Genomic DNA, 24,393 nt, shown 5'->3' on the forward strand with positions numbered 1-24,393 from the left:
GATTTACCAGCCTGGATTTTGTTCGAGTTTCGGATTAACGATTAAATCGTAGTCTTTCAACGGCCAAAGATTGTCGCGGTAGGAATAGTTGCGGATGTAGTAGGTTCGGAGTTTGTTGTAATCTTCCGTCTTGTCCTGCTCTATGTCCCAGCCGAGCATCGGCTTATTGAGATATTCCACGGCAATGTCCCAGCGCCGCAGGTCCCAAAAGCGCTGCCCTTCGAGTGCCAGCTCGATCATGCGCTCCTGGCGCACTATATCGCGGAAGCCTTCGTAGCTTTCGGGTTTGGTGGGATTGGTTGAATGTTTGAGCCAATCGTTCCGCACGCCATCGGGGAATCCAGCGCGCTTGCGCACCTTGTCCAAATAGTAATAGCAATCTTCGGGCGGAGTTCCCTTGTCTTGCGACGCTTCGTTCAGACACTCGGCACAAAGCAAATAGAGGTCTGCCAAGCGAATGATCGGAAAGGGATACTCCCGGATGACGATGCTTGCCGGAACCATCGCATTGCGGTAATTGACTAATTTCTTGGCAAAATATCCTGTCACAGAATAATTGCGGTTGCTCTTTTTTCCTGACGTTTGCTTGGCTTTGGACTGAATGTACCACATATCGTTGTCGTCCAGTTTGCCGATGCCGTACCAGCTCGAACCGTCGAATCCCAATGTCGCATAGAAACGCGGTTCACGATCGAAATGGAGTTTGGCGGTGGTGTAGTTGGGCTGAATGTAGTATTTTTCGGCTTCGGTAGCTTGGCGTGTCTCATAACGCGCGGAATAATCCCATTCCTTGTCTTCATTGATGGGTACGCCGTTTTTCGTGTAGAATGTCTCGGCGACGGCCAGCGTGGGAGCTACCGTGCCGTTCTTGGCATTTCCGTAACGGTCATCGGCCGAATAGTTGGCTTCGAGCCAGGGCTGACTCAGGACCTGAAGGTCCCGGATGCCGTTTCCGCCTACTGCGAAAAGCAGCTCCTGGGTCCAGCGTTCGGTGATTTTACAACGGTTGGTCAGTTCGAGTTGCATTTCGTCGCTCAAATTATACGACGAGGTGTTATGATATTCGTAGAGTTCATGCCCGGCCTCTTCGGCGCAAGAGATTGCCTCACGGCACGCCTCTGCTGCCAATTCCCATTTGGCGATGTCCTTGGTCTGGGAAAAATAGGGCTCGCCGTCGGCATTCAGAAAACCGGCGTAAGCCGTGTTGCCATTGTAGAACGGACTGGCGGCATAGGCCAACATCTTCGCTTTAATAGCGAGCGCTGCCGGCCGCGTGAGACGGCCCATGTCGGCCGTAGGATTCTCGATGCGCAACGGAAGCGCCTCATAGCATTCGTCGATCAGGCCGACACAATAGTCGAAGATGTCATCAATCTTGTCCCGCGTGACACGCACCTCGTCTTCATCGGCTGTTACGGGAATATTTTCTTTCATCATCGGAATTGGACCATAAAGCCGCATAAGGTAGAAGTGCAGATAGGCCTTGATGACTTTCGCTTCGGCGGCCCACTGGCTTTTTTCCTGCTCGGTCATATTTTTTACCGCCGAGATGTTTTCGAGGAAAATATTGCAATTCCGCAGTCCTTTGAAAAGCGGTTTGCCATAATTCGATCCGTTCCAAAAGTCAAGCAACGGATTGCCCGTATTCTGACGACCCATCGCGATCCAGAAAGTGGTAGTGTTCGTGAAATCTGTCGAACGGTCGCCATAGTACCAGATTTCATCGCCGACATCCATACCGGGGTCCGAACCGATCTTGCCCGTTTCGGGGATATACCAATAGAGTGTGCTCAAGTAGTTGAGCGCCGTGGACCGGTTATTGAAAGCGATCTCGATCGTGGCGATGTTATCAGGCACTACGTCCAGATAGTCACATGATGACACGGCCGACAGAACGCCCATGCTCAGCAAAATCGCATATATTTTTTTCATGTTCGTTCGCAATTAGAATTTAACCTGCAGACCTATATTGAATTTTTTCTGAATCGGATAACCGATTCCCATACCGCCCATTTCGACGTCCCACATTTTGAAATTACTGCCTGCAAAAAGATCTTCTCCACTGACATAAATACGCAGGTCTTCAATACGGATTTTACGTGTTAAGCTGTGCGGCAAGGTATAGCCCAACTCGATCAGTTTCAGACGCAGAAACGATCCGTTGCGCATCCACCAGGTACTTTGTTGATAGTTGTTGCTATTGTCATAGGCATCGGTTGACAGGCGCGGCCAGACGGCGTAGATGTCGGGATTGCTCTCCGACCAATGGCTGTCGGCGAACTCTTTGAAAAGGGCTGTCTTACGCGTATATCCGCCGACCCCGGCGGCCGTAACGGGCGGGTTGTTGAAAGGTGCCATCTGCTGGGCATCGATGAAGAAGGTTTTTCTGCCCAGCCCGTTGAAAAAGAACGAGAAATCGAAACCTTTATATCCCAATGTGGCTCCGAAACCATAGTTTATTTCGGCTTCTGTCGGGTAGCCGATCGGAACCAGGTCCGATTCGTCGATCTTACCGTCGCGGTTGATGTCTTTGTATTTGATATCGCCGGGCATGTAAGGTCCGAAAGTTTGAATCGGCGAATTGGCTATGTCGGTTTCGTCGATGAACAGCCGTTCGGCGATATAGCCCCACTGCTGATTTAAGCTGTAACCTATACGCGACCGCCAAGGCAATCCCGAGGCCGCATAGTCCGGCTCATCGGCCACGAGAAATTCGCTTGTGGCATAGGTGAAATTGGCATTTGCCGATAGCCAGAAATCCTCCGAGAAAGAGTGTTGATAGGTCAGCGCTCCCTCGACTCCGTGTGATTTCGCACGGCCCACATTGGCCTCGACGGAGGCTTCGAGGCCCATCGAACTGGGCAGATTGGTGCGTTCCAGCAGAATGTTCGAACGATTCTCGGTAAAGTAATCCACCTGCAATTCGACCTTGTCGAAAAGCCGCATCTCAAAACCGAGATTGAGCTTGCGTGCTATTTCCCATGTAATGTCGTTATTAGAGTAACGACGCACTGTAATTCCCGGCCGTATCACATTGAAATCGGTACCGTACCAGACATTTTTGCCGGTATCGTTCATGTTGACATCCGAGAGATAGAAAAAGCGATTGCTTGAGATGGCGTCATTGCCTACCAGGCCGTAAGTCGCTTTAAGCCTGAGTTTGTCGATTACCTTCGCTACCCCCCCCCGCCAAAATGGCTCGCTGGAGATATTCCACGTTACACCGGCCGCAGGAAAGAAGCCGTAACGCTCGTGACGGGCGAAACGCTCCGAACCGTTATATCCGAAGTTGAGTTCAACGCCGTAGCGTTTGTCAAACGTATAGGTAAAACGTCCCGAGAGACCTTGGTTGCGGAAAGGCAGTGATTCCAGTACCGAACTGGGATTGCCGATCACTTGCTGCGTGTTCTGATAGACGAGCAGTCCGGTGACCTCATGACGGCCGAAAGTCCGGGCATATTCCACTGCCGCTTCGAGGTAAGTTTTCGAGTTGATGTCCTTGCCGCCGCTGTAATCCAGATATTCGCTACCGCTTTCGGCGTTGAGCGCTGTGAGGTTGTAGACATCGAGTTCGGGATTGTAGTAGCCTATCTTATAGTAAAACGGTTTGTAACTGCGAGCCGAATCGAAGTAAGAATAGCGCGTCGTACTGAGCAGTCCGCGTACGCGAAGACCTTCGGTAATGAATTTCAGGTCCTGATTGATATCCACCTGTGCCAATACCAGTGTACGGCTATAATCCTTGTAGCCGCGCGACATGAGGGCATAGGGGTTGATATGGTTCGCACCGTCGGTATTGCCGTAAAGAGGATGGCTCATGCTGCGGTGCCCTTCATCCGGAGCGAAGATTTTCGGGTAATCGACCGGAGAGGCGTGCACGGCGTAATCGAAAAGGATATTGCCTGCTTCGATCGGACCACGGTAATCGTCGAAGTTGCCTTGGAATTTGAAAGCTACTTCGGTAGTTTTGGTGACGTTGACATTGAAGTTGGTTCGGACGTTGTATTTTTTGAGGTCGATGTTGGTGTTGAAATTGTTCATCCCCTCGTTGCGCATCAGTCCGTTATCTTGATTGAAGGTTGCCGCGAGATAATAGCGCGCCACCTTACCGCCGCCGCTGATGTTGAAGTTCACGCGCTGGTTCATGGCTGCGGGTTTGAACATTTCCTCGATCCAGTCTACTGCCGGATAGACATACGGATTGCGGTTCGGATTCATCGTCGCGGCGATTTTGGCTTCGGAATAGGGCAGGATGCCGAGGGGATTGCGTGTCGAGACGGCTTCGTTGTTGAGTCGCATATAGGTAATGGGATCGGCGATATCAATCATCCGAGTCGGCATAGACCATGTGTTCTCAATACGTACGGAGACTCTTGCCGGGCCTTCGCGGCCCTCTTTCGTCGTGATCAGAATCACGCCATTGGCACCGCGCGCGCCGTAGAGCGACGTGGCGATAGCGTCTTTCATGATCGAAAAGCTCTCGATATCATCGGTCTGAAGCCGGGCCAAATCGTCCGCACTGATCTCCATGCCATCGACCAGCATCAGCGGACTTTTCCGATAGCCGAACGTCGTTACACCGCGGATGAAGAATTCAGCGTTGTCGCGTCCGGGTTCACCGCTGCTCCGATAGGACATCATGCCCGGAACACGTCCGGCGAATGCGGTAGTGAGATTGCTGCTCGCCACTTTCAATTCGGAAGGTTTGACCGTTGTGATCGAACCCACAACGCTTTCCTTCTTTTGTCGGGAAAAGGCGACGATCGTCACATTTTCGAGTGTCGAGGACTTCTGTTGCATTACGATGGTGATTTCGAGTTGCGCTCCGACGGTCACCGAGGCATTCTCCATACCGAGAAACGAGGCTACCAGCACATCTTCCGGCGCCGCTTCGATCTCGAAAACACCGTTGGAACTCGCAATGACACCGCCAGCCTTGCCTTGCACTTGGATGACGGCTCCGACGAGAGGCATCCCCTCCGCGTCGATGACCCGTCCTTTGATGGTTGAGGTTTTGGTTTGCGCAGATGTTTGTGAGCTGCCGTTTGCGGCCGCATATCCCCAAAGGGGTATGCAGACTGTTCCGGTCGATAATAGGATTATGATTCCTATGACCGAAAAAGGATTTTTTAACATATGCTTTCGTTTTAGGTTAGTTCGGCTGATACACTATTTTCCTCTTCTTTGATTCAGTTTTTGCAATCCGACAGCTTCACCCAGAGCATTAAGCATACCGTATCCGAAGCGGTTGTCGGGAAGCAGGTAGTGTCCTTCGCTCCATTCGTTGAAGCATGCGATGGTTACGAAGCGCGGCACGTCGGGATGCCGGTTCAGATAAGCGAACGACGCTTGTACGAACGCTTTGAAAGCCGCGGGACTTTCGTTGACGAATATCGTGCATCCGGGCCATTTCGTGCGGTCGGGTGTCGCGGGACGGTTGGCGGGTGCGATGTAGCGGGGCGTGGAGTCCCATCCGGCTCCGACTGCCGGGACGTAGGGAACCTGATGCGTCTCGTAACCTTCATCCCAGACTTTGAACGCCACATCGGCCGCCGCAACGCCGTAGTCGGGCAATTCGATCTCTTTGGATTGATAGCGGCCTGCGATCCAGTCCAGCGGATTGTATGATCCGGAGGTGTCGTATCCGGCCTCTTTGTTGTGTCCGGAGGTGAATCCCGTGATATGGAAATGGATGCCCGCATGTCCCAGTTTTACGGCCAGTCCGCGCAACTCGGTGAAGAGTTTCTGAACCCCTTCCAGTCCGAGTTTCTGCTCCAGCCGCCGGGCATCCCAGATGCAGATGACGGGTTTTCCGTCGATTTTCCAGTAGTTCGGTTGGTTGAAATAACGGGTGACGATGTAGGAAAGGCTTCGGAAAGCCTCCTCATAGGAAAAGTCCGGGGCATCGAAACTGGGCGGATAGGCGTTGCTTCCGTCAGTCTGCTTCGTGGGATAGAGGATATACCAGGGATGGTTTGTCCACATGCAGGCGAATTTCACATCGTTGGTGTTCTTCGCTTCGAGGAACCCTTCTTCGAGCGCCTCGTGGAGGCAGGGCTTGCCGTCGTACCAATACCAGTCCCAGATCAGTACGTCGATGCCGCTGTTTTTGCAGAGTTTGTTGTAGACCTCCCAGGTCGAAGGCAGGCTTTCGTCCAGTTCTCCCAGCAACGGCGTCCGGGGCTGTTGATGGCCTTCGAACCAGGGACGTGCACTTCGGATGAGGTTATATTCGGTCCATCCGGGGGAATAGAGCTTGTTGTGGAGGGCCGAGGCGTGATAGTTCGGGAATACATAGGCGGCCACTTCGAGTCCTTCGGGCTTTCGGAGCAATGACGGGTCTCCGACCAGCGTCTGCAAGTCGTCGGGAAGACGGTAGACCGGGGACTGTTTCTGATCTTTTTTTGCTTCAGCTCCGGTGATGCCGATGAATAGTGTCAGAAACATCACGTAACTGAATTTGAACAGTGCTTTTTTCATGGTGGGTTAAAATTGATGATGTTATTGAATCGTTTGGCTACCGATTGGTTTGACGACCGATGCGGTTCTGGTTACCCTCCTTTCCCAAGGCTTCGGCCAGAGCTTCGAGCATTCCGTATCCGAACCGATTGTCGGGAAGCAGGTAGTGTCCTTCGCTCCATTCATTGAAGCATGCGATGGTGATGATGCGCGGCACGTCGGGACGCTGATTGAGATAGGCGAACGACGCTTGTACGAGAGCCTTGAAAGCCGCCGGATTTTCGTTTTCGAGAATGACGCATGACGGCCATTTACGACGTTCGGGGCTGGCCGAACGTCCGTTGGACGGCTCTATGTAGCGAGGTGTCGAATCCCAACCGGGAGAGAGCGACGGAAGATAGGGGATTTCGAAACGGCCATAGTGTTCGGGCCAGAGTTTCGTGGCTACGTCGGCGGCGACTACACCGTAATCGGGAAGTTCGACCTCCTGCGGCTGGTAATGATCGGCCACCCAGGTGAACGGATTGTACGACCCTGCCGTACTGTAACCCACCTCCTTGGAATTCGGAGTGTAGAAACCGGACGAGTGATAATGCAATCCCTTGTGTCCCAATGTGCGGGCATAGGCTTCGAGTTCCTGGAAGAGCCGTTTGGTTTCAGAGAGTCCGAGCCGTTGTTCGAGCCGGTTGGGGTCCCAGATACAGATGACGGGTTTTCCGTCGATACGCCAATAGTTTTCCAAATGGCAATAGCGTGAAACGATGTATGCCAGACTTCGGAAAGCCTCCTCATAGGAAAAATCCGGGGCATCGAAACTGGGCGGATAGGCGTTGCTTCCGTCGGTCTGCTTCGTGGGATAGAGGATATACCAGGGATGATTGGTCCACATGCAGGCGAATTTCACGTCGTTGGTGTTCTTCGCTTCGAGGAATCCTTCTTCGAGCGCCTCGTGGAGGCAGGGCTTGCCGTCGTACCAATACCAGTCCCAGATCAGTACGTCGATGCCGCTGTTTTTACAGAGTTTGTTGTAGACCTCCCAGGTCGAAGGCAGGCTTTCATCCAATTCTCCCAGCAGAGGTGTCCGGGGCTGTTGATGGCCTTCGAACCAGGGACGTGCACTTCGGATGAGGTTGTATTCGGTCCATCCGGGGGAATAGAGCTTGTTGTGGAGGGCCGAAGCATGATAATTAGGAAATGTGTAGCAGGCTACGGTCAAACCTTCGGGTTTCCGGAGCAATGACGGGTCTCCGACAATGGCTTCGAGGTCCCGGGGCAGCGATTGCTGATGCTCCTGCGGTTGAGCCGACAGAGCGGTCGCGGCGTAGAGCGACAGGCTGGCTGCACAGAACAGTCTTGCACAGAATTGTTTCAATGTATTCATTTTTTAAGTTTTAAGGTAAAGTTACGTTATTCTACGACAAAGATCGGGATTCCGAACAGGAAGGCCGTTTTCTTCAACGGCCCGAGCAGATGTCCGACCCCGATGGCGCAATGATGAGAAGGACCTGCTTTGCACCAGGCATCCATGAATTTCCGGGCTCCGCATCCGAAGCGATAACGGCTGTTGGTATTGCCGATCTGTAAGGTCGGACCCTCGACCGCTTCGCCTTCGGCAGCCAACAGGTAAACACCCTTTCCGTCCTCGCAGACCGAAAGCAACGTCACCGGCCCTTGTTTCACCGACATCTGAATCGAAAGACCCTTTCCGGGCTTGCCGTGATAGACCGGCAACGGCACAAGGCCGACGCGGCCTTCGGAAATCTCGAAATGGGCCGGTCCGTCATGTCCCAACATCACGATATCATCGTTGAAATCCATTGCATAGAACTCCGAGAACGATCCTCCAGCACCCAACAACGACAGAATCTTCATCGCCTGGGCATTTTTCACCTCGCACTCGCCGGCAACGGGGATGCCGCGCCCCGTAAGCAACGTATTCCCGGCGATTACGGAAGTCGCAATATCTTCATACGCACCTTCGCCCTCGTAATAATAAGCCATTGCCCCGAGCCGGTGGTTTTCGACCATCCGGTCCAATGCCGCCGATGTCGCCGCCGCTCGCCGAAGTTCCGAATCTTCGCATTCCGGACTCACCTCGAAGTTCGAGCGGAATTCCCCGAGCTTGGCATTCACATCATCCTCGGTCAACTGCTCCCGGAAACGTTTCAACTCACACATCTCCAACATCTCCAAATGCGTCCCGAAGACAGCGGACTGGCGCGTGATGTCGGTATAAACGTCGAGCATGCCCCCGTAATAATGGCCCAGAATACCCAGCCGGTTCTCACGCATGCCCCGGTAAACTTTCGCCGCGGCCACCCACTCCCCGATCTGTTCCCAGGCCGAAGCGTCTTTCAGGTAACCGGTGACGATGTCATAACGCAACCCGGCCCGGTTGAACACGTTGGCGATCTCCGGAACGGAGCAAGCCTGACAGTTCTCCAACCACATTCCGGTCATCCGTCCCCGGTCGCCGAGTGCATTGATCTTCCGGTAGTCGATGGCGGCCGAAGGCTGCAAGTTCAACACGATGACGGGGCATCCGATGCGCTGGGCCACGGGCAGAATCGTCGAGGAGAGACAATAAGTGGCGACATACAAAAATACGAGATCCACCTCCCGCCGGGCCAGCAGAGACGCTGCCGCGAGCGCCTTTTCGGGCGAATCCACCATGCCCCCATCGACGACCTCGACGTTGCCCGTTCTTTCGATCCCGGCAACGATCTCCGCCCTGTAAGCGTTCAGATGGTCGCGAAGACCTTCGAACTGGTTCCAATACGTATCGAGTCCCGTAGCAAAGAGCCCGATACGGGCCCGTGTCGTTGTGTGTTCCATAAAATCATCAAATGCAAGTAACGAATTTTCAGCAAAGCTATGGAATTCATCGCAAGCACTATTTCTCGCATTGATTTGATGATTTCATTTTCTGACATGAAATTTTGTCAAAATATAAAGCCCCATATAAACATTTATTCCTATAATTGCACTGGAGATTTCAAAATTTGCCGATATCATTTTCTCACAATGGAAGAAAGCCACGTAAAATACCTGATGTCGAACGACCAGGATATGCTTTGGGGAATGGTCGTAACCACGGCCGGGCACCAGAACATCCCGCCGCAAGCCGAATACCCGTCGCGCAACCACCCCACCCGCTATCTCTTTTCAACCGAAAAGGGGCGAGTCCTCAACGAATACCAACTGGTATACATCACCCGGGGCAGAGGACAGTTCGTGTCCACCCGGCAAAAGGAGTGTGAAATCCGGGAGGGGGACATGTTCCTGCTCTTTCCGGGAGAATGGCACAACTACCGTCCCGATCCGCACACCGGATGGCACGAATCCTGGGTCGGATTCACGGGGCCGGACATCGAAAAACGGGTGGCAGCGCGGTTTTTCGTCCGGGAGAAGGCCGTGTTCAGCATCGGCATCCACGAGGAGATATACCACCTCTACCGCTGGGCCGCAACGGTAGCACAACAACAGGGGTCGGGCCATCAACAGATTCTGGCCGGAATCGTCAACCTCCTGCTCGGGTTCGCGTACAGCGAGGACAGACAGATGGCTTTCCGTGACAAGAACATCGACGGGCAGATCGCCAAAGCGAAAATCCTGATGCAGGAGAACATCGAACAAAATCTGCCGGGAGAAGCGATCGCCAGGCAGATCGGGATGGGATACTCCTGGTTCCGGCGCATATTCAAGGAGTACACGGGGTTCGCCCCAAACCAATACATGCAGGAGCTGAAGATATCAAAATCCAAGGAACTGCTAACCAACTCCGAAATGAACTGTCAGCAGATCGCATATGCCGTGGGGTTCGAAACGCCCTCATACTTCAACATCGTATTCAAAAAGAAAACAGGAATGACCCCTTCCAAATACAGGGAATTCACACAAGGAAGCCTCCTGAAACCACAGAACGAACTGAACCTACAATCCTAAATACTATGACGAAATACATTGCATGCGCATTGGCCTGCATGATACTGCCATACTACATAAAGGCAACGCCGAACCTCCCGGTTGGGCTTTGTTAACGATCGTGAGATTTGCCGCGTCCGCATATTTCACCGGCGTGTTCTCCGCCACGGCCATCGCCGGGATCAGCAGACCGAGGATCGCGTATATCCTTTTTTTCATGCTTCTGTCTTTTGTTTTTTGTTCATCAGCGGCAGCAGAAACGATATTATTGACGCTGTAATCCAGAATACAGCCACAGGTCCGAAGTCGTAGTGTTTGGCGCCATCTGCCGTTACGGTAATGTTCGCATCTATGAGCCATCCCGACGCGACATCCTGAATTCCCGCAGCACAGTAGGAGGCTATCCCCACCACTCCCAGCGCGGCCCCCGTCGCCTTTCTCGGCACGATGTCCACGGCCATGAGTCCTCCGAGGAAACAGATCAGCACTCCGATTGCTATTCCGAACAGGACCATCGAGAGGACATTCACCCACATGGCATTCCCTCCGTAGAGGAACAGTGCCAGGGCCAGGGAGTTCAGTATGCCGAACAGCAGGGCGGGAATCTTTCGGTCTCCCTTGAAGAGTTTGTCCGAGAACCATCCCGAGAACACGGTTCCGAGTATTCCCAGCAGGGCGTTTATCGAGACCACGGATATTGCCTCCACATCCGAGTATCCCTTGGCCTCTTGCAGGAACAGTACTCCCCATCCGTTTATGGCATAGCGGGATATGTACATGAACGCGCTCGCCGCCGCCAGCACCCATACCGCCGGGGTGCGGAGCACTTGTTTTTGAATCTCCCGTACGGATTTGTCCGCTCCCGGCGCTGGTTTCTCGTGGGCCAGGGCTTCTACGGGCGGCAGTCCTTTGGATTCCGGGGTGTCATGGAGCCAGCAGAGGACGATCACCACACCGATTGCTCCCGCCACGGCCGATCCGAAGAATCCTGCCTGCCATCCTGCGAATGTCACGATGGAGCCCACGAATAGGAATGAGAAGAATTCTCCGAGATTGTGGCTCGCCGAGAAGAATCCGTAGTAGGTTCCCCGTTCCCGGAGGGGATACCATCGCGAGAGGGATATGATGGCCGGGGGCGCTCCCATGGATTGTGCCCAGCCGTTGATCCCCCACATCACGGCGAACGTCACGAATATCACTGCCGTGGGAATTACGGAATGCGCCAGCCCCAGCAGTCCCATCAGGGCGTTCACCGCCGCCGAGAGGATGAGTCCCGTGGCCATGAAGCGTTTGATGTTGCAGTAGTCGGCAATGAATCCGTTTACGAATTTCCCGACGGCATAGGCGAACAGGAGTGCCGATCCGATCACTCCCAGTTGGGATGCATCGAGCGCTCCGCTGTCGAGAATGGGTTTCTTCATGACATTGAGACTCGTGCGGCAGACATAGTAGAGACTGTATCCGAGCGTCGCCGCCGCGAATGCCTGCAAACGCAGGCGGCGGTAGTATTTCGAGCGCGCGTCGGCGTCCATCTCGCGGGCCGGGGCCGGGGGACTGATGCGGTAGAATTCCGTGAAGCGGTTCATGGCGTCAGTCATGGAGCCCCCGCGAGCGGAGATAGGAGATCAGCAGTTCGGGACGGTCGGTCTGGATCATGGTGGCTCCCATATCGACGAGTTTTCCGTAGACGGCGGCGGGATCGCCTTCGAAAGCGGCATCGTCGCAGAGACCTCCGCAGAGCGACGGCCACAGGGCGTTGACCCAGAGTTTCGAGCCTCCGGCGACGACTTTCCGCATGCAGGCTTCGACTTCGGGGGTGTATTCCGACCAGCAGACTTCGCAGGCCAGCGGCACGGTGTTCGTATCGAGGTATTCGGCAAAGAGGGCCTGTCCTTTGGGTTTGAGGATGTCGATGATGGGCATGTACATCATGTTGTGTTCGTAGCGGGAGAACTTCGCGGCGACATCCGCGACGGGGCTTTTGCCTTTGATCAGGAGTTGTCCGGTGACTCCGAGTTCTTCCGAGAGCCTCTGCACCAGATCGTAGTATTGGTAGCCTTTGTCGATATTGACCACGATGCGGTCCTTGCAGAGTTCCAGCGCTTCGCGCAGCGTCGGCATGCGGTGCGACGTGGCTACGCCGTGGCCCGATTTGAGGAAACACCGTTGGACGGAGTCATAGGGGATTTCGGCGATGAGACCTTTGCCCGTCGTCGTGCGGTTCAGCGTCCGGTCGTGGCAGACCACCAGCACGCTGTCGGAGGTCAGCGCAAGGTCGATCTCCACGATGTCGGCGCCCAGGCCGATCACCGACTCGATGGCCGCCAGGGAGTTTTCGGGATAGTTGCGCCAGTCGCCGCGGTGGCAGGCGACGAGGACCTTCCGCGAGGAGGGGTTGTGGATTTCGGCCACGATGCCCTCGGCCCGGCTGGCAGGAGCGGAAGCGGGACTCGCACAAGCACCGAAGAGGAAAAGGGACGCAAGGAAAATCAATAATCTTATCATCATATTCGGGTTATTTGTTTTTTACTGTTTCGTATTGTTCGTAATCGGTCGGAAGCACCCAGTTCGACTGTTCCCACGGAACGATCTCCCCACTGACGGTCCGTTCGTAAATCCTGTCCTTTCCCGGCTTGTCATAAGGATAGCGGTCGAACAGGTCGCCGTCGCCCGTCATCCGCGGGTCCCCCTGCTCGCGCAGGGTCCGGAAAAGTTCGGCCCGCAGGGAGTCTGCCAGAATCCGGCATGAAATCTCCCCGATGCGGTTTGCGAGGCACTCCCGGTCCGTTTCGATATGATACAGCTCTTCTGCCGGGCGCTGCCCCATCGACAATTCGTAGTAACGATTGTCCTGCCCGCTGCGTTTCAGTTGCAGAATCGCGGTTTTAGTCGGGGAACTGTCGATGTCACGGTAGCCCGTTTCCGGATTGCCGCCGGGCAGCAGCCACGGTTTGAGGTTGCACAGATAGAGCCAACCGCCCCGTACAATCCCCCGGATCGGATAGCCTTGGTCACCGGGGCGTCCGTTATCGTGCCGCTCGCGGCCCAGCAACGCCCGTTCGCGCAACGCTGCACAAGGGTCCGGCTCATTCCGCAACAGCGGTACGAGGCTCCCGCCCGGAAGCGGCGCCATCCCGGCCGCCGAGGGGTCCGTTCCGGCAATCTCCAGAATGGTCGGTGCGATGTCCACGAACGAGACGTAAACCGTCTCCCGGCGCCCGGGACTATTCACTCCTTGCGGCCACATCATGGCCAAAGGCATGTGATGAGCATACTCGTACTGTGTCCCTTTGGCACGCGGGAACGGCATTCCGTTATCCGACGTGACGATGACAAGCGTGTTGTCCAACTCCCCGAGTTCTTCCAGCCGGGCCAGCATCAGCCCCAACTGCCGGTCGTAGTGTTCGAGCTCAAACCCATAATCCAGCATGTCGTTGCGCACCGTTTCGTTGTCGGGCCAGAAGGCCGGAACACGATCTATTTCCGCAGTTGTCCGGCCGCCTTTGGCCGCTCCGCTTCCGTATTCATAACGACGGTGCGGCTCGCGGCAGCCGAACCAGAAGAACCACGGCCGCGACGCATCCTCACGCGAGGAGAGGAAATCGGAGAAGTTCGCCGCATAATCCGTAGCGAGTATCTCGGGGGTCGGAGGCGTCAGTTTCCGGCTCTGCCACGCTTCGCCCGTCAACTGCCGCTTCCGGCCGTCTTTCATTCCGGGATTACCCGGGGCCCACCCTTTACCCGTAAAGGCTACGTCGTAACCTGCCTCTTCGAGCGCTTCGGTAAAGACCTTGATATCCTCGGGAAAATGACAGATGTGGTTGCCCGCCTCGCCCAACTGCCACGAGTAACGCCCCGTAAGCAGCGACGCACGCGAAGGGGCCGACTTGGCATTCGGAGTATAACAGTTCTCGAACAATATGCCCCGGGCGGCAACGCTGTCGAAAACCGAAGTCGAGACCCATCGGCAGCCGTAGGCCCCGAAATGAAGCCATGCTGCATCGTCGGCGATGCAGAACAGAATATTCGGACGTTGCATGGTCTTATCCTGACCATGAACAGGGACCAATCCGCCCAATACGGCAGTTCCCAAAAATAAGAAATCACGTTTCATAGATCACATGTTGTCCCTTGCGAACCCTTCGGCATCTCGGGAACCGAAAGAAATGACACGTCCATTACCAGCTTATATCGGCCGTATAATGGTTGCCGAACCGGTCGGTCGTTTCGATCGTCGCCGAAGTCGCTCCCTCCGACGGTTCGATGCTGAACATATGCGGCGTGGACGACTTTTCCAAAACCGTATACTGATCCTTGTACAGGAAGTAGAGGTAATTGGCATAACCGTCGTAGGTCGTTCCCTTCGTCATTGCAACCTTCGTCTTGCCGTTGTCCGTATAATAGACGGGGCCCCAGTGAGCGTCATGGTTCCATACATTGGCATATACTTTCCGATCGCTGTAATAGACCCCGCTGCCGGGATCGAGCTCCCCGGGATAATAGGCCCGGATCTGATACTCTTTGGTCAGATTCAGCATTTTGCCCTCTTCATAGTTGCAAGGTTTGTAATACCACGAAATGTTTTCACCTTCGACTTCGATCACCATGTAGCCGCGCGGCGTGCCGCAGCTGTTGACACTTGCGTTCAACCCCAGCATGCCGGTCGAACGGCCCAGAATATGCGACTCGACGTTGGCGAACCTCGATCCTGTCTCTTCGGCAGCATAAGCGTAATTGAAGTGGTAGTGCTGATGTCCCGCCCAGGAGTGGACATATTTGTAGCCGGAAAACAGGTTCGTATAGGCCGTGGCATTGAGGTCCGTCGATGAGGGATTGTAGTCGATCTTCTTGTAGAGCGACGAATGGGCGCAGACCATCAGCGTTTTGCTCTTGTCGATATGCGCCAGATGACCGCGGAGCCATTCGAGCGTTTCGTCAGAAAGCCCATTCTGATAAGCTCCCGTCGCGCTGCTGGAAAGCGCCGAATTATCCTTCATGTTGATGTCGTCGAGGAAGATGTAGTGCAGCTGCCCCAGGTCAACGGCATAGTTTGTCGGCCCGAGGTATTTTTCATATTCCGCTACGGCCAGGTCGTCGCTCGCGGCATTCTGGATGTGGTCGTGGTTGCCGATCACATGAAACACCGGAAACGAAAAATCCTTGATCCCGTTGCAATAGTCTTCCCACAGACTCATGTTGTTGTGCACCATATCGCCCAGGCAGATACTGTACACCGGACGGTCGGTGATCGTCGCGGCGAGTTCCTTCATGTCGGTACACATGTCTTCGTAAATGTCGATCGAATGGAACAGATACTGGTCCGTTCCGGCATTCCGGGCGCGGATCTGCGGATCGGCCGTCATCAGAATCGTATACCGGTCGTCTGAACCGGTGCGTTTCATCAGCATGAAATCAGCCTTGAATTGCTTTTCGTCTGCGGAAATCCGCTGCCAGAACTGGGGAATTCCGTTCTTCGACGGGACTTCATAACCGGCCGGAATCGTAATGAATACGAATCGGCGAAGTGTCAGGTCGCTGAATAGCTGCCAATTACCTTCCGCGTCAGTTTCAGTGGTCTGAATGCCGTCGCTGACAAGTACGCCTGCCACCGGTTTGCCATAGTTGTCCTGAACCGTGCCATAGAGTGCGGCTTCGCTGTTAAAATCTTCCCCGGACGAATTCCCGTCCAAATTGATCCTGGTAGCGAAGTCATCCGCACAACTGCACAGGCAAAACGCTCCGATAATGAATAGAAAAACGAAAATATGCTTGTTCATTGCTTTCAATTTTTAAGTGGATGAAAAACAGCCCTGAAAGATCGCCCTTCAGGGCCGTTTCATAAACATGGGTAAAATATCAGTCTGCCAGAACCGGATAAGTGCCCGAACTCTTCCAACGACGGAGTATCACGCCCTCGGGTTTCTGGTCGAACGTTGCACTGTTGAAAATGTCCACACCGGCATTCAACGCCTCGACGAAACTTTCTTTCTGCAAACCGGATGAGGGAACGGTCACTGCACCCGACATCATCTGATCGAGTGTCAGCGATCCCGTGGTCGGAGTCGGCCAAACGGAAGGTGCATTGGTTCCGGTATTCTTCGAACTTCCTATGACCTGTGCGAGGGCCGCGTTGCCATAGATATTCTGCAAATTGCTCTTCTTGATATATCCGACGGTTCCGATACTGGAATTGCCTCCGGAAACGACAGCTGTCGTCGAATAGCAGTTGATGGCGAACGAATCGCTGCCGCCGTAGCCGATAAGGCCGCCGCTATTGCCGCCGCCTTCCAGTATAACCGAATCGGCCCAGCCATAACAGTTGATGACGAATGCGTTTTTATTGGTATTGCCTCCGACCAGACCGCCGCAGTTCTCTACGCTTCCATCCCCGTTCAGATCGGAACCCCGGATAATGCCTCCCAAAGTGGCGCAGTTTACGATAATCTTGTTGTTCTCGCCAGCAATACCTCCGACCCGTTTGTCTCCCGAAAGATTACCCTTGAAACAAGCGCCGTCGATGGTTCCGTTATTCTTGCCGACAATACCGCCGAGCCGGTGACCGGTCGAGGTGAAATTCGCTTCGACAGTGATATTTTTCACCGTACCATCATTGACACAGATTATTCCGAATGCACCTGCCTCTTTATCGATGTCTGCGGAAGCCACCGTATTGGTCGCCGTAATACCCATCAGCCGACGGCCGTTGCCGTCGAGCCGGCCCGAGAAATTGCGCCATGCGACAAACTCTTTGCCGGAAAAATCGATGTCGCTTGCCAGCATATAATAAGCATCGGGCGCAAACTCGCCGGAGCCGTTGATCGACGCCGCGATCTCGTTCCAACGGTCGGCCGTAGCGATCACCCACGGATCGTCTGCCGTTCCGGAGCCCGAGCTTTCGCCGCCGGCGACATAGACCGTCTTCGAGACCTCGCTGCTTGCACCCCGGTCATCGGTCACCCGAAGTGTCACACTGAACGTGCCGCCCTTCGTGAAAGTATATTTGACCGAAGCATCGGTAGAGGTCGTATTATCGGGAAGGGTCCATCGGCGGGCAACGATCTCGCCATCGGAATCGACCGAGGTATCGGTAAAGGTCACTTCGGTATCCACAACCACCGTTTCCGGAGTGTAAGAGAAAGAGGCCGAAGGTGCAAGGTTGGCGGCTTTGACGACAATCGTTCGTTTTGTCGAGCGGCTGTTGCCATCGGCGCCATACACCGTCAGTGTAACGGTGTATTCGCCAGCATCTTTATACATAACGGGATTCGGGACGGCGTCTTCCGACCAGTTGCCCAATCCGGCGAATCCGAAATGCCAGAAATAACCGCTGATCTCCGTGCCTTCGGCCTTGGAATTGTCAATGAACTGCACGGCATCGACGCCGGCAATGATCTCTTCGCTGTCATCGAACGTGAAATCCGGCGTGAGCACCGAATCGAAAGCCTGATCCACCTCTTTGTCGTCGGAACATGCGACGGCGAAAGCCAGGCATGCGACACATAACAATGATATGATTTTTTTCATAAATTCAGTCTGTTGAGATTTTTCGAATATCTAACGGTTTGCCTCTCTACGACGGACACCCGTGCAACCGAGCGGGAGCACGTGAAGAAGCAATGAGAATCTTTTCATATTCCGCCCCGTTTAGTTGTCTCCGTATCCCGGATTCTGGTAAAGTCCTTCGGGATTGAGAATCCGCTCGTTGTAGGGGATCGGCAGCAGCAGGTCCTTCAATGAAAAATTGGAGTTGATCGCGCTGAAGTGTTCCAGCATCTCCGTACGGTCGTACATCCGCAGCAAATCCTGCCAGCGAAGTCCCTCCTGCATGAATTCGTGCAGGCGTTCGTCGTAGATTCCCTGACGCAGGTCGCTTCCGGACCAGTCGCCCAGCCCGGCACGCTCGCGCACCTTGTTCAGCCAGGTCTTCGCCAACGTTTCCTCCTCCGACCAATAGTAGGCTTCGGCCAACATCAGCGCCACATCGGCATAACGCAGCACGATCCAGTTATTACCGCCATAACCATTGGCCCCACACTCCAGATCGGCGTACTTCATGGTGTGATAGTAAGTTTGTCCCGCCATATTCGTCGCCCGCAGGAAAGAGCGGCGGACATCCCCTGTCTCGAACGAATCGTAGACGGCCTGTGTCGTGACGTTCTGCATCTCACCCTTCTTCTGTGAAGTGACACCCGTTCCTTCGGGTCCGTACAGGTAATTCCACACCGATCCCAGATCGGCGTTTCCCTGAATGTAGTTGATCTGGAAAATGTTCTCGGCACACGACTTCTGCGTCGAAAGGTCCCAGATTGCAGAATAGGGAACCGAGGCAAGTTCGCCGAACTTACGCAAATTCCAGGCTGCCGTCAGCTTTTCAATCGCCTGTCCGAGCAATTCGGATTTCGAACCGACGAAATCTTCATCGCAAGCCTGCTGCAACAAGGCTTTGCCCCAAAGGGCCCATGCAGCCGATTTACTGACCTTGCCGCATGCCGAAGCGGGCTGCACATCGGCCAGAGGACTTTCGGTCACATATTTCAGGTCGTCGAAGATTGCCTGGTAAACCTCGGCCTTTGGCCGGCGGTAGTTGTTGGCCCTAACCTCCTCGGCACTCTCCAAAGCCTTAAGCACCAATGGCACATCGCCCCACTCGGTCACCAACCAGTAATAAGCCAACGCCCGCAGGAACCGCGCTTCGGCCTCATACGTATCGCGGGCCGAAGGAGCAGCATAACTGACATCACCCAAATGGGCGAAGAGCGTATTGGCCCGCGAGATGATCTTGTACAACTGCGAATAACGGTTGTAAACATAGACATTCTCCTCGGTAAGCGTATAATTGTAGAACTGGTAGGGAATGCCGCTGTTGGCGCCGCTGCTCGTCACGACGGTCGTATTGGCGCGCACATCGGTGAAATAGTGGTGGTTGTTGGCGACATAACCTTGTGTCAGTGAAGTATAGACGCCATTAAGCGACGCGACGATATCCTCTTCGGAAGTGTAATAGTTGCCAACCGTCACCGAGTTGGGATTATATTCGTCGAGAAAGTCACACGCCGCCAGTATCGCCGACGCAGTGAGAATGGCAAATATAGAACTGATTTTCATGACAGAACGGATTAAAACGTTAAATTTAAGCCTACGGAATAGATGCGTGAAAGCGGATAGCAGCCCCAGTCGAATCCGGGCATCAGATTGCTGCTTTTGTACGAAACCTCGGGATTATAACCGCGGTAGTCAGTTATAGTGAAAAGATTGTCGCCGCTGACATATACCCGGCACGATTCAATACCGATTTTCCGGAGCAAACGTTTAGGGAGCGTGTAGCCCAATGTAATGTTTGAACAGCGAAAATAAGAGGCATCCTCCACATAGTACGAAGAAAGTTTGAGCGACTGGTTGGTTACCGAAATCCGCGTGGCAACGGGGACATTGTTACGACCCGGATTCATATCCGACACATAACGGTCGGCCGCGATCGCATACTGATTCGAAGAACCTTCCATATTGAACAAGTAATAATCCTGGAAATTTATCACTTCGCCGCCATACGAGTAGGTGAAGCTCGCTCCCAGATCGAACCCGTTCCATGAGAGGCTGGTCGAAAAACCGCCTGTGAAATCAGGATAAGCATTGCCCAAAATCGTTTTGTCATTCGTGTCGATGACCCCATCTCCGTTCACGTCCTTCCAGACCGTATTGCCGTAGGAGAGATCATCGAGTGCATAGCTGGGTACGGCAGGGCCTCGCAATGTGTAGCCGGAGGGGAATTTGCTGCCGTTGGCCAGATAAACCTCCCGGTCCTTCAGCGCGTTCTTGTAATCGAGTTCCGACATGATGCCGACGGCCTTGTAGCCGTAGAACGACCCGATAGGATAGCCCTCCTTGGTAATGTGGGACTGGACGGAACGCTCCGATGTGGAAAGGATGTCGTCGAGTCCGCCCAGATTGACCACCTTATTTCGGTTGATCGAAATATTCGTACTCACATTCCATTTCACCTTGCCAGTCAACAGCCGGGCGTCGATCTGCAAGTCGAAACCCCGGTTACGGATCTTCGCGTCGGTCATATTGGTCGTCGAGGAAGTGAATCCGGAAATCGCGGAGATCGGTGCGTTATAGAGAATGTCGGTCGAAATGGAGTTGTAATAGTTGGCGATCACGTTCAGGCGACTGTTGAAGAAGCCCAGATCCAGACCGATGTTGGTCTGCGTCGTCGTTTCCCATCCGAGTTCCGAATCGGCAAACCCGCCGAGACGGGAAGTGGATACGGCCGTCGTGCCGAAAGCATAGCTCCCGGTGGAGATGCCTGCGATGCTGGAGTAGTTGCCGATGTCGTTGTTGCCGCTCTTACCCCAACTGGCACGGATACGGATCGTAGCAATGTTTTCGAGCGCATCTTTCAGAAACGGTTCGTTCGAGATCGTCCAACCTGCCGATACCGACGGGAAATATCCCCAGCGGTTATTGACACCGAAACGCGACGAACCGTCGGCGCGGAACGTTCCGGTCACGGTGTAACGGTCGTCGAACGAATAATTCAGACGCGCCAAATAAGACATCATCGACCAAGCCGCCTTGCGGGTTTCGTAAAGCGATATGTCCGAATCCTTCGGCCCATGAGCCGTCACCTCGTGGATGCGGTCGTCGGCGAATCCCGTAGCCTCGACTCCGAGCCGGTCGTAGGTCTTGCGCTGGAGCGTATAGCCGACGAGGGCGTCGAAACGGTGGCATCCGAGCTGTTTTTTGTAGCTTGCCGTAAACTCCCCGAGCCGGTCAATGTCGTAGGTCGAACTCGAACGGGCGATGTTATAGGCGGCCAGTTCGGAACTGTATGCCGGCGAGGAGTTGCGGCCGATGCTCATCGGCCGATAGTAGAAATAGCGGTAGTTGTACCACTGCTGTCCCAGCCGTGCCGAGATCTTCAGATCGGGCAGCGGCTCATAGACCAGATTGAAATTCAGGTTGTGACGCGAAGCCTTCTCCGAAATATCCAGTTCGTTGGCGATGACGAGCGGATTTTCCGGGAAATTGATGCCCCAGTCGGTCTTCATGCGAATCATGGCACTGCGTGCGTAATCGCCGTTCTCCTCGTAAGCCGGCAGGTTGGGCAGGTACATCAGCGTGCTCTGGATGACACCGTCATTGATCATGCGGCCCTCAGCCTGAACCACTTTGTTCTTGACATCGAACATCGAATAACTCAAACTGGCCGAAAAGTGTTTGGTGATCTGCGCATCGAGGTTCAGGCGGGCATTGATGCGGTTGTGATTCGAGGGAGCAATGATGCCGTCCTGATCCATGTAGCCGATGCTGGCCATGTAGCGAATCGCTTTGGAGCCGCCGGTCACCGAGATGTTGTGCCGCATCATCCCGGCATTGCCGAACACCTCATCCTGCCAATCGGTATTATATTGCTGTTCGACGGGCGTCCGGGTCGTAAAGTCGTAGAACATGGGGTGGATACCGACATCGGCGAGCGAAAATCCCTTGGCCGAACGGATCGAATTGTCATCGTTGGGACTCCATGCAATGCCGGCGGCCGTCGCTTTCCGACGGTAGGAATCGTTGCGCGAAGCGATGTACAGGTCGCGGAACTGGTTCGCATCCAGCAGATCGACCTTACGTTCGAGCTGTTGAATGCCATAAGAGAAATCGTAGCTGATCTTGGCACGCTCGCCCTCCTTACCGCGTTTGGTCGTAATCAGCACGACGCCCGAAGCGCCGCGCGAACCGTAGATCGCGGCCGAGGCGGCATCTTTCAGGATGTCGATGCTCTCGATGTCGCCGGGATTGATGTAAACATCCTCCGAGGCCGGATAACCATCGACAACATACAGCGGATCGCTGCCGGCCGAAAGCGAGTTCACGCCCCGCACACGAATCTGTACGCCTTCGCCCGGAGCTCCGCTGGCCTGACGGACTTCGACGCCGGCAACCTTACCTGCAAGCGCCTGCGCCATGGTGGGCGTCGTCGTCGTGAGTTCGCTGGACTTGACGCTGGCCACCGAACCCGTGAAGTCGCTCTTGCGCATCGGTGTATAGCCGACGACAAGCACATCTGAAATCTGCTGGCTGTCCTCCTTGAGCGTGATGTCGAAGTGCGTGACGCTACCGACCCGAACGTCCGTCGGTTCATAACCCAGGTAGTTGATTTCCAGAACGGCCTGCGAAGCGGGGGGGGGTACCTGAAGTGCAAATCGGCCCTCTATATCGGTGCTGACGCCGATCGTCGTACCTTTCACGACCACAGCAGCTCCGACAACCGGGTTGCCGGCTACATCGCGGACGATGCCCGAAACCGTGACAGGTCTGTTCGCGTCAGCTTCCGAGCGTCTGTTCTTCAATACGATATTTGAGCCCTGAACCATATAGGATATATTCGTTCCCCGGAGCATGGCGTCAAGCGCCTCCCGCAGCGGACGGTCCACGACCTGGACCGTAACGATGCGATTCACATCCACGTTATCAGCGCTTCCGAAAAGATATTTCGTCTGACGCTCAATCTCATTCATAACCTGCTCCATACGGACCTTATCCATACGGATGGTCACACGAACATCTTGCGCATGAACGTCATTTACGGGATATGCGACAGGCAGAACGAATAAAAGAATTAACAAACTAATTCGCTGAATAATCTTTTTATTCATACATTTGTTGAATTAAAGTTCAATTTTGAGAAAAGGTTGATCATTTTCCGATTGGACTCCGGCCTGCAGGTGTTTGCCCGCCTGCAGGTTTTTTTCATGTCCGACCGGAAGAGCAATGGTGGATCGTTCGGTCATTTCTTCATAAGCAGTATTTGTTTTGGGTTGGCATTAAACTTTATGAAACCATCACCGAATGATGATTCTGTTTCGATCGTGATCGTATTCGTAAGTGAAGTCAGAGGCGAGTTGCAATATTCGTAAGGCATGTTCGATTCCCTCCGAGATACGGATTTTGAGGCGTCCGTAGGTTACCTTCGGAAGTGCAGCGCACCGGATTTCGATCTCGACATTGTAATATTTCCGCAATTTTTCGACAATATCGTCGAACGAATCGTTTCGGAACGACAGAATACCCTCCGTCCACAAATACTCATCGCGGCTTTCGAGTTTGTCCACATACAGATATCCGTTTTCGAGCCGAACGACTGTATTGGGTTCCATGACGATCCGTTCGCTGTTCCGGTGGTTGTGAATAGATACCCGGCCTTCGAACAATGCTGTCGAGAACTGACCTTTCGCCTCGTCGGCAATTACATTGAAATCGGTTCCCAACACTTGGACATCGTAAGCGAATGTTTCCACGACGAAAGGCTGTTTTTCGTTGTGGCTGACATCGAACCGGGCCTCTCCGACAAGTTTGACCCGACGCTCTTTGCTACTGAAAATCGCAGGGTAGATAAGCCGGCTTCCGGAATTCAGATCGACCTCCGAACCGTCGTTGAGTGAAATCCGAACGTGCTGGCCCGCCGGAGCTTCGATGACGGTCTGCTGTTCGGCCCAACCGTTCAGCCGGTGGGCAAAGAATGCATAGTTACCCGCAAATCCGACCAGCAGAGCGGCTGCAATGCCTGCCGCATACCGACGGAAAGAGGTGAGCCTTGCAGAACGTCGGGCCGGCTGCGTCGCTTCAGATTCGCACAAAATGCTCACGAGATACATCGAATGCACGTCGTTCAGTCGTCGCTGATGCTCCTCGGGGTTCTCATCCAGCCATGCGGCAATTCGGTCGTTCTCATTGGCCGTAGTCTCTCCGGCACAGAACCGGAACAACCGGGCGTTTGTAATCTCTTCTTTCATTTTCATGGGCTCTATCTGATAATAAAGATGCACGACCGGCCCCGTTTCCCCCACAAAAAGAAGCGAATCGTGTAAATAATTTTTTTTAATATATTTAATCCGTTGAAACGGCATCAATTAGACACATACCCCCAACTTCCCTGCCCTGCATTTTCCGGGACCACTTTGCATGCTGCCTGTACAAGCGTAATTTTATTTTCATAATTTCTTCCGGGAAAATATT

At 54.0% G+C, this 24,393-nt stretch carries 15 protein-coding genes; 1 reads left to right on the plus strand and 14 read right to left on the minus strand.

The window, feature by feature from the left end; genetic code table 11:
• Positions 1-3: 3 nt before the first annotated feature.
• The 5 genes from NQ519_RS04335 to NQ519_RS04355 are packed head-to-tail and all read right to left on the minus strand — an operon-like array spanning position 4 to position 9,294.
• Entirely contained in the window at positions 4-1,932 is a 1,929-nt protein-coding gene (locus NQ519_RS04335; RefSeq protein WP_019149297.1) for a RagB/SusD family nutrient uptake outer membrane protein, read from the minus strand.
• A gap of 12 nt (positions 1,933-1,944) precedes the next feature.
• Positions 1,945-5,136 carry a SusC/RagA family TonB-linked outer membrane protein gene (locus NQ519_RS04340; RefSeq protein ID WP_083870872.1) on the minus strand — a complete coding sequence of 1,064 codons (3,192 nt, stop codon included), beginning with the start codon at positions 5,134-5,136 and terminating at the stop codon, positions 1,945-1,947.
• A 33-nt stretch (positions 5,137-5,169) separates the two neighbouring features.
• On the minus strand, positions 5,170-6,480 hold the full coding sequence (locus tag NQ519_RS04345; RefSeq protein ID WP_129650704.1) for a glycoside hydrolase family 99-like domain-containing protein: 1,311 nt from the start codon (positions 6,478-6,480) through the stop codon (positions 5,170-5,172).
• 37 nt (positions 6,481-6,517) lie between these two features.
• The gene (locus NQ519_RS04350) at positions 6,518-7,840 is read right to left on the minus strand and encodes a glycoside hydrolase family 99-like domain-containing protein (RefSeq protein ID WP_026076246.1); all 1,323 of its coding nucleotides are present in this window, start codon (positions 7,838-7,840) and stop codon (positions 6,518-6,520) included.
• 26 nt (positions 7,841-7,866) lie between these two features.
• Positions 7,867-9,294 carry an L-fucose/L-arabinose isomerase family protein gene (locus NQ519_RS04355; protein ID WP_019149293.1) on the minus strand — a complete coding sequence of 476 codons (1,428 nt, stop codon included), beginning with the start codon at positions 9,292-9,294 and terminating at the stop codon, positions 7,867-7,869.
• A gap of 189 nt (positions 9,295-9,483) precedes the next feature.
• Between NQ519_RS04355 and NQ519_RS04360 the strand changes: the two genes are divergently transcribed.
• On the plus strand, positions 9,484-10,404 hold the full coding sequence (locus NQ519_RS04360) for a helix-turn-helix domain-containing protein (RefSeq protein ID WP_019149294.1): 921 nt from the start codon (positions 9,484-9,486) through the stop codon (positions 10,402-10,404).
• 3 nt (positions 10,405-10,407) lie between these two features.
• Here NQ519_RS04360 and NQ519_RS04365 read toward each other — a convergent pair whose 3' ends face one another.
• The 9 genes from NQ519_RS04365 to NQ519_RS04405 form a co-directional block, all read right to left on the minus strand.
• Entirely contained in the window at positions 10,408-10,602 is a 195-nt protein-coding gene (locus NQ519_RS04365; protein ID WP_227901024.1) for a hypothetical protein, read from the minus strand.
• The gene (locus NQ519_RS04370; protein ID WP_227901171.1) at positions 10,599-11,969 is read right to left on the minus strand and encodes an MFS transporter; all 1,371 of its coding nucleotides are present in this window, start codon (positions 11,967-11,969) and stop codon (positions 10,599-10,601) included. Before NQ519_RS04370 ends, NQ519_RS04365 begins: the two co-directional genes overlap by 4 nt.
• Before the next feature lie 4 nt (positions 11,970-11,973).
• A complete protein-coding gene (locus NQ519_RS04375; RefSeq protein ID WP_227901170.1) occupies positions 11,974-12,888 on the minus strand; it encodes a glycerophosphodiester phosphodiesterase family protein in 915 nt (304 codons plus the stop codon).
• Between the two features lie 10 nt (positions 12,889-12,898).
• Entirely contained in the window at positions 12,899-14,422 is a 1,524-nt protein-coding gene (locus NQ519_RS04380) for a sulfatase family protein (RefSeq protein ID WP_019152344.1), read from the minus strand.
• A gap of 139 nt (positions 14,423-14,561) precedes the next feature.
• The gene (locus NQ519_RS04385) at positions 14,562-16,073 is read right to left on the minus strand and encodes a calcineurin-like phosphoesterase C-terminal domain-containing protein (RefSeq protein WP_019152345.1); all 1,512 of its coding nucleotides are present in this window, start codon (positions 16,071-16,073) and stop codon (positions 14,562-14,564) included.
• Between the two features lie 166 nt (positions 16,074-16,239).
• A complete protein-coding gene (locus NQ519_RS04390; protein ID WP_019152346.1) occupies positions 16,240-17,907 on the minus strand; it encodes a PKD domain-containing protein in 1,668 nt (555 codons plus the stop codon).
• Between the two features lie 120 nt (positions 17,908-18,027).
• Positions 18,028-19,488: a RagB/SusD family nutrient uptake outer membrane protein gene (locus NQ519_RS04395; RefSeq protein WP_019152347.1), complete on the minus strand. Its 1,461-nt coding sequence runs from the start codon at positions 19,486-19,488 to the stop codon at positions 18,028-18,030.
• Positions 19,489-19,499: 11 nt separating this feature from the next.
• Positions 19,500-22,895: a TonB-dependent receptor gene (locus NQ519_RS04400; protein WP_227901023.1), complete on the minus strand. Its 3,396-nt coding sequence runs from the start codon at positions 22,893-22,895 to the stop codon at positions 19,500-19,502.
• A gap of 324 nt (positions 22,896-23,219) precedes the next feature.
• Positions 23,220-24,176 carry a FecR family protein gene (locus tag NQ519_RS04405; RefSeq protein ID WP_227901022.1) on the minus strand — a complete coding sequence of 319 codons (957 nt, stop codon included), beginning with the start codon at positions 24,174-24,176 and terminating at the stop codon, positions 23,220-23,222.
• Between the last annotated feature and the right edge of the window lie 217 nt (positions 24,177-24,393).

This window comes from Alistipes senegalensis JC50, assembly GCF_025145645.1.
In the GTDB taxonomy this organism is placed as follows: domain Bacteria; phylum Bacteroidota; class Bacteroidia; order Bacteroidales; family Rikenellaceae; genus Alistipes; species Alistipes senegalensis.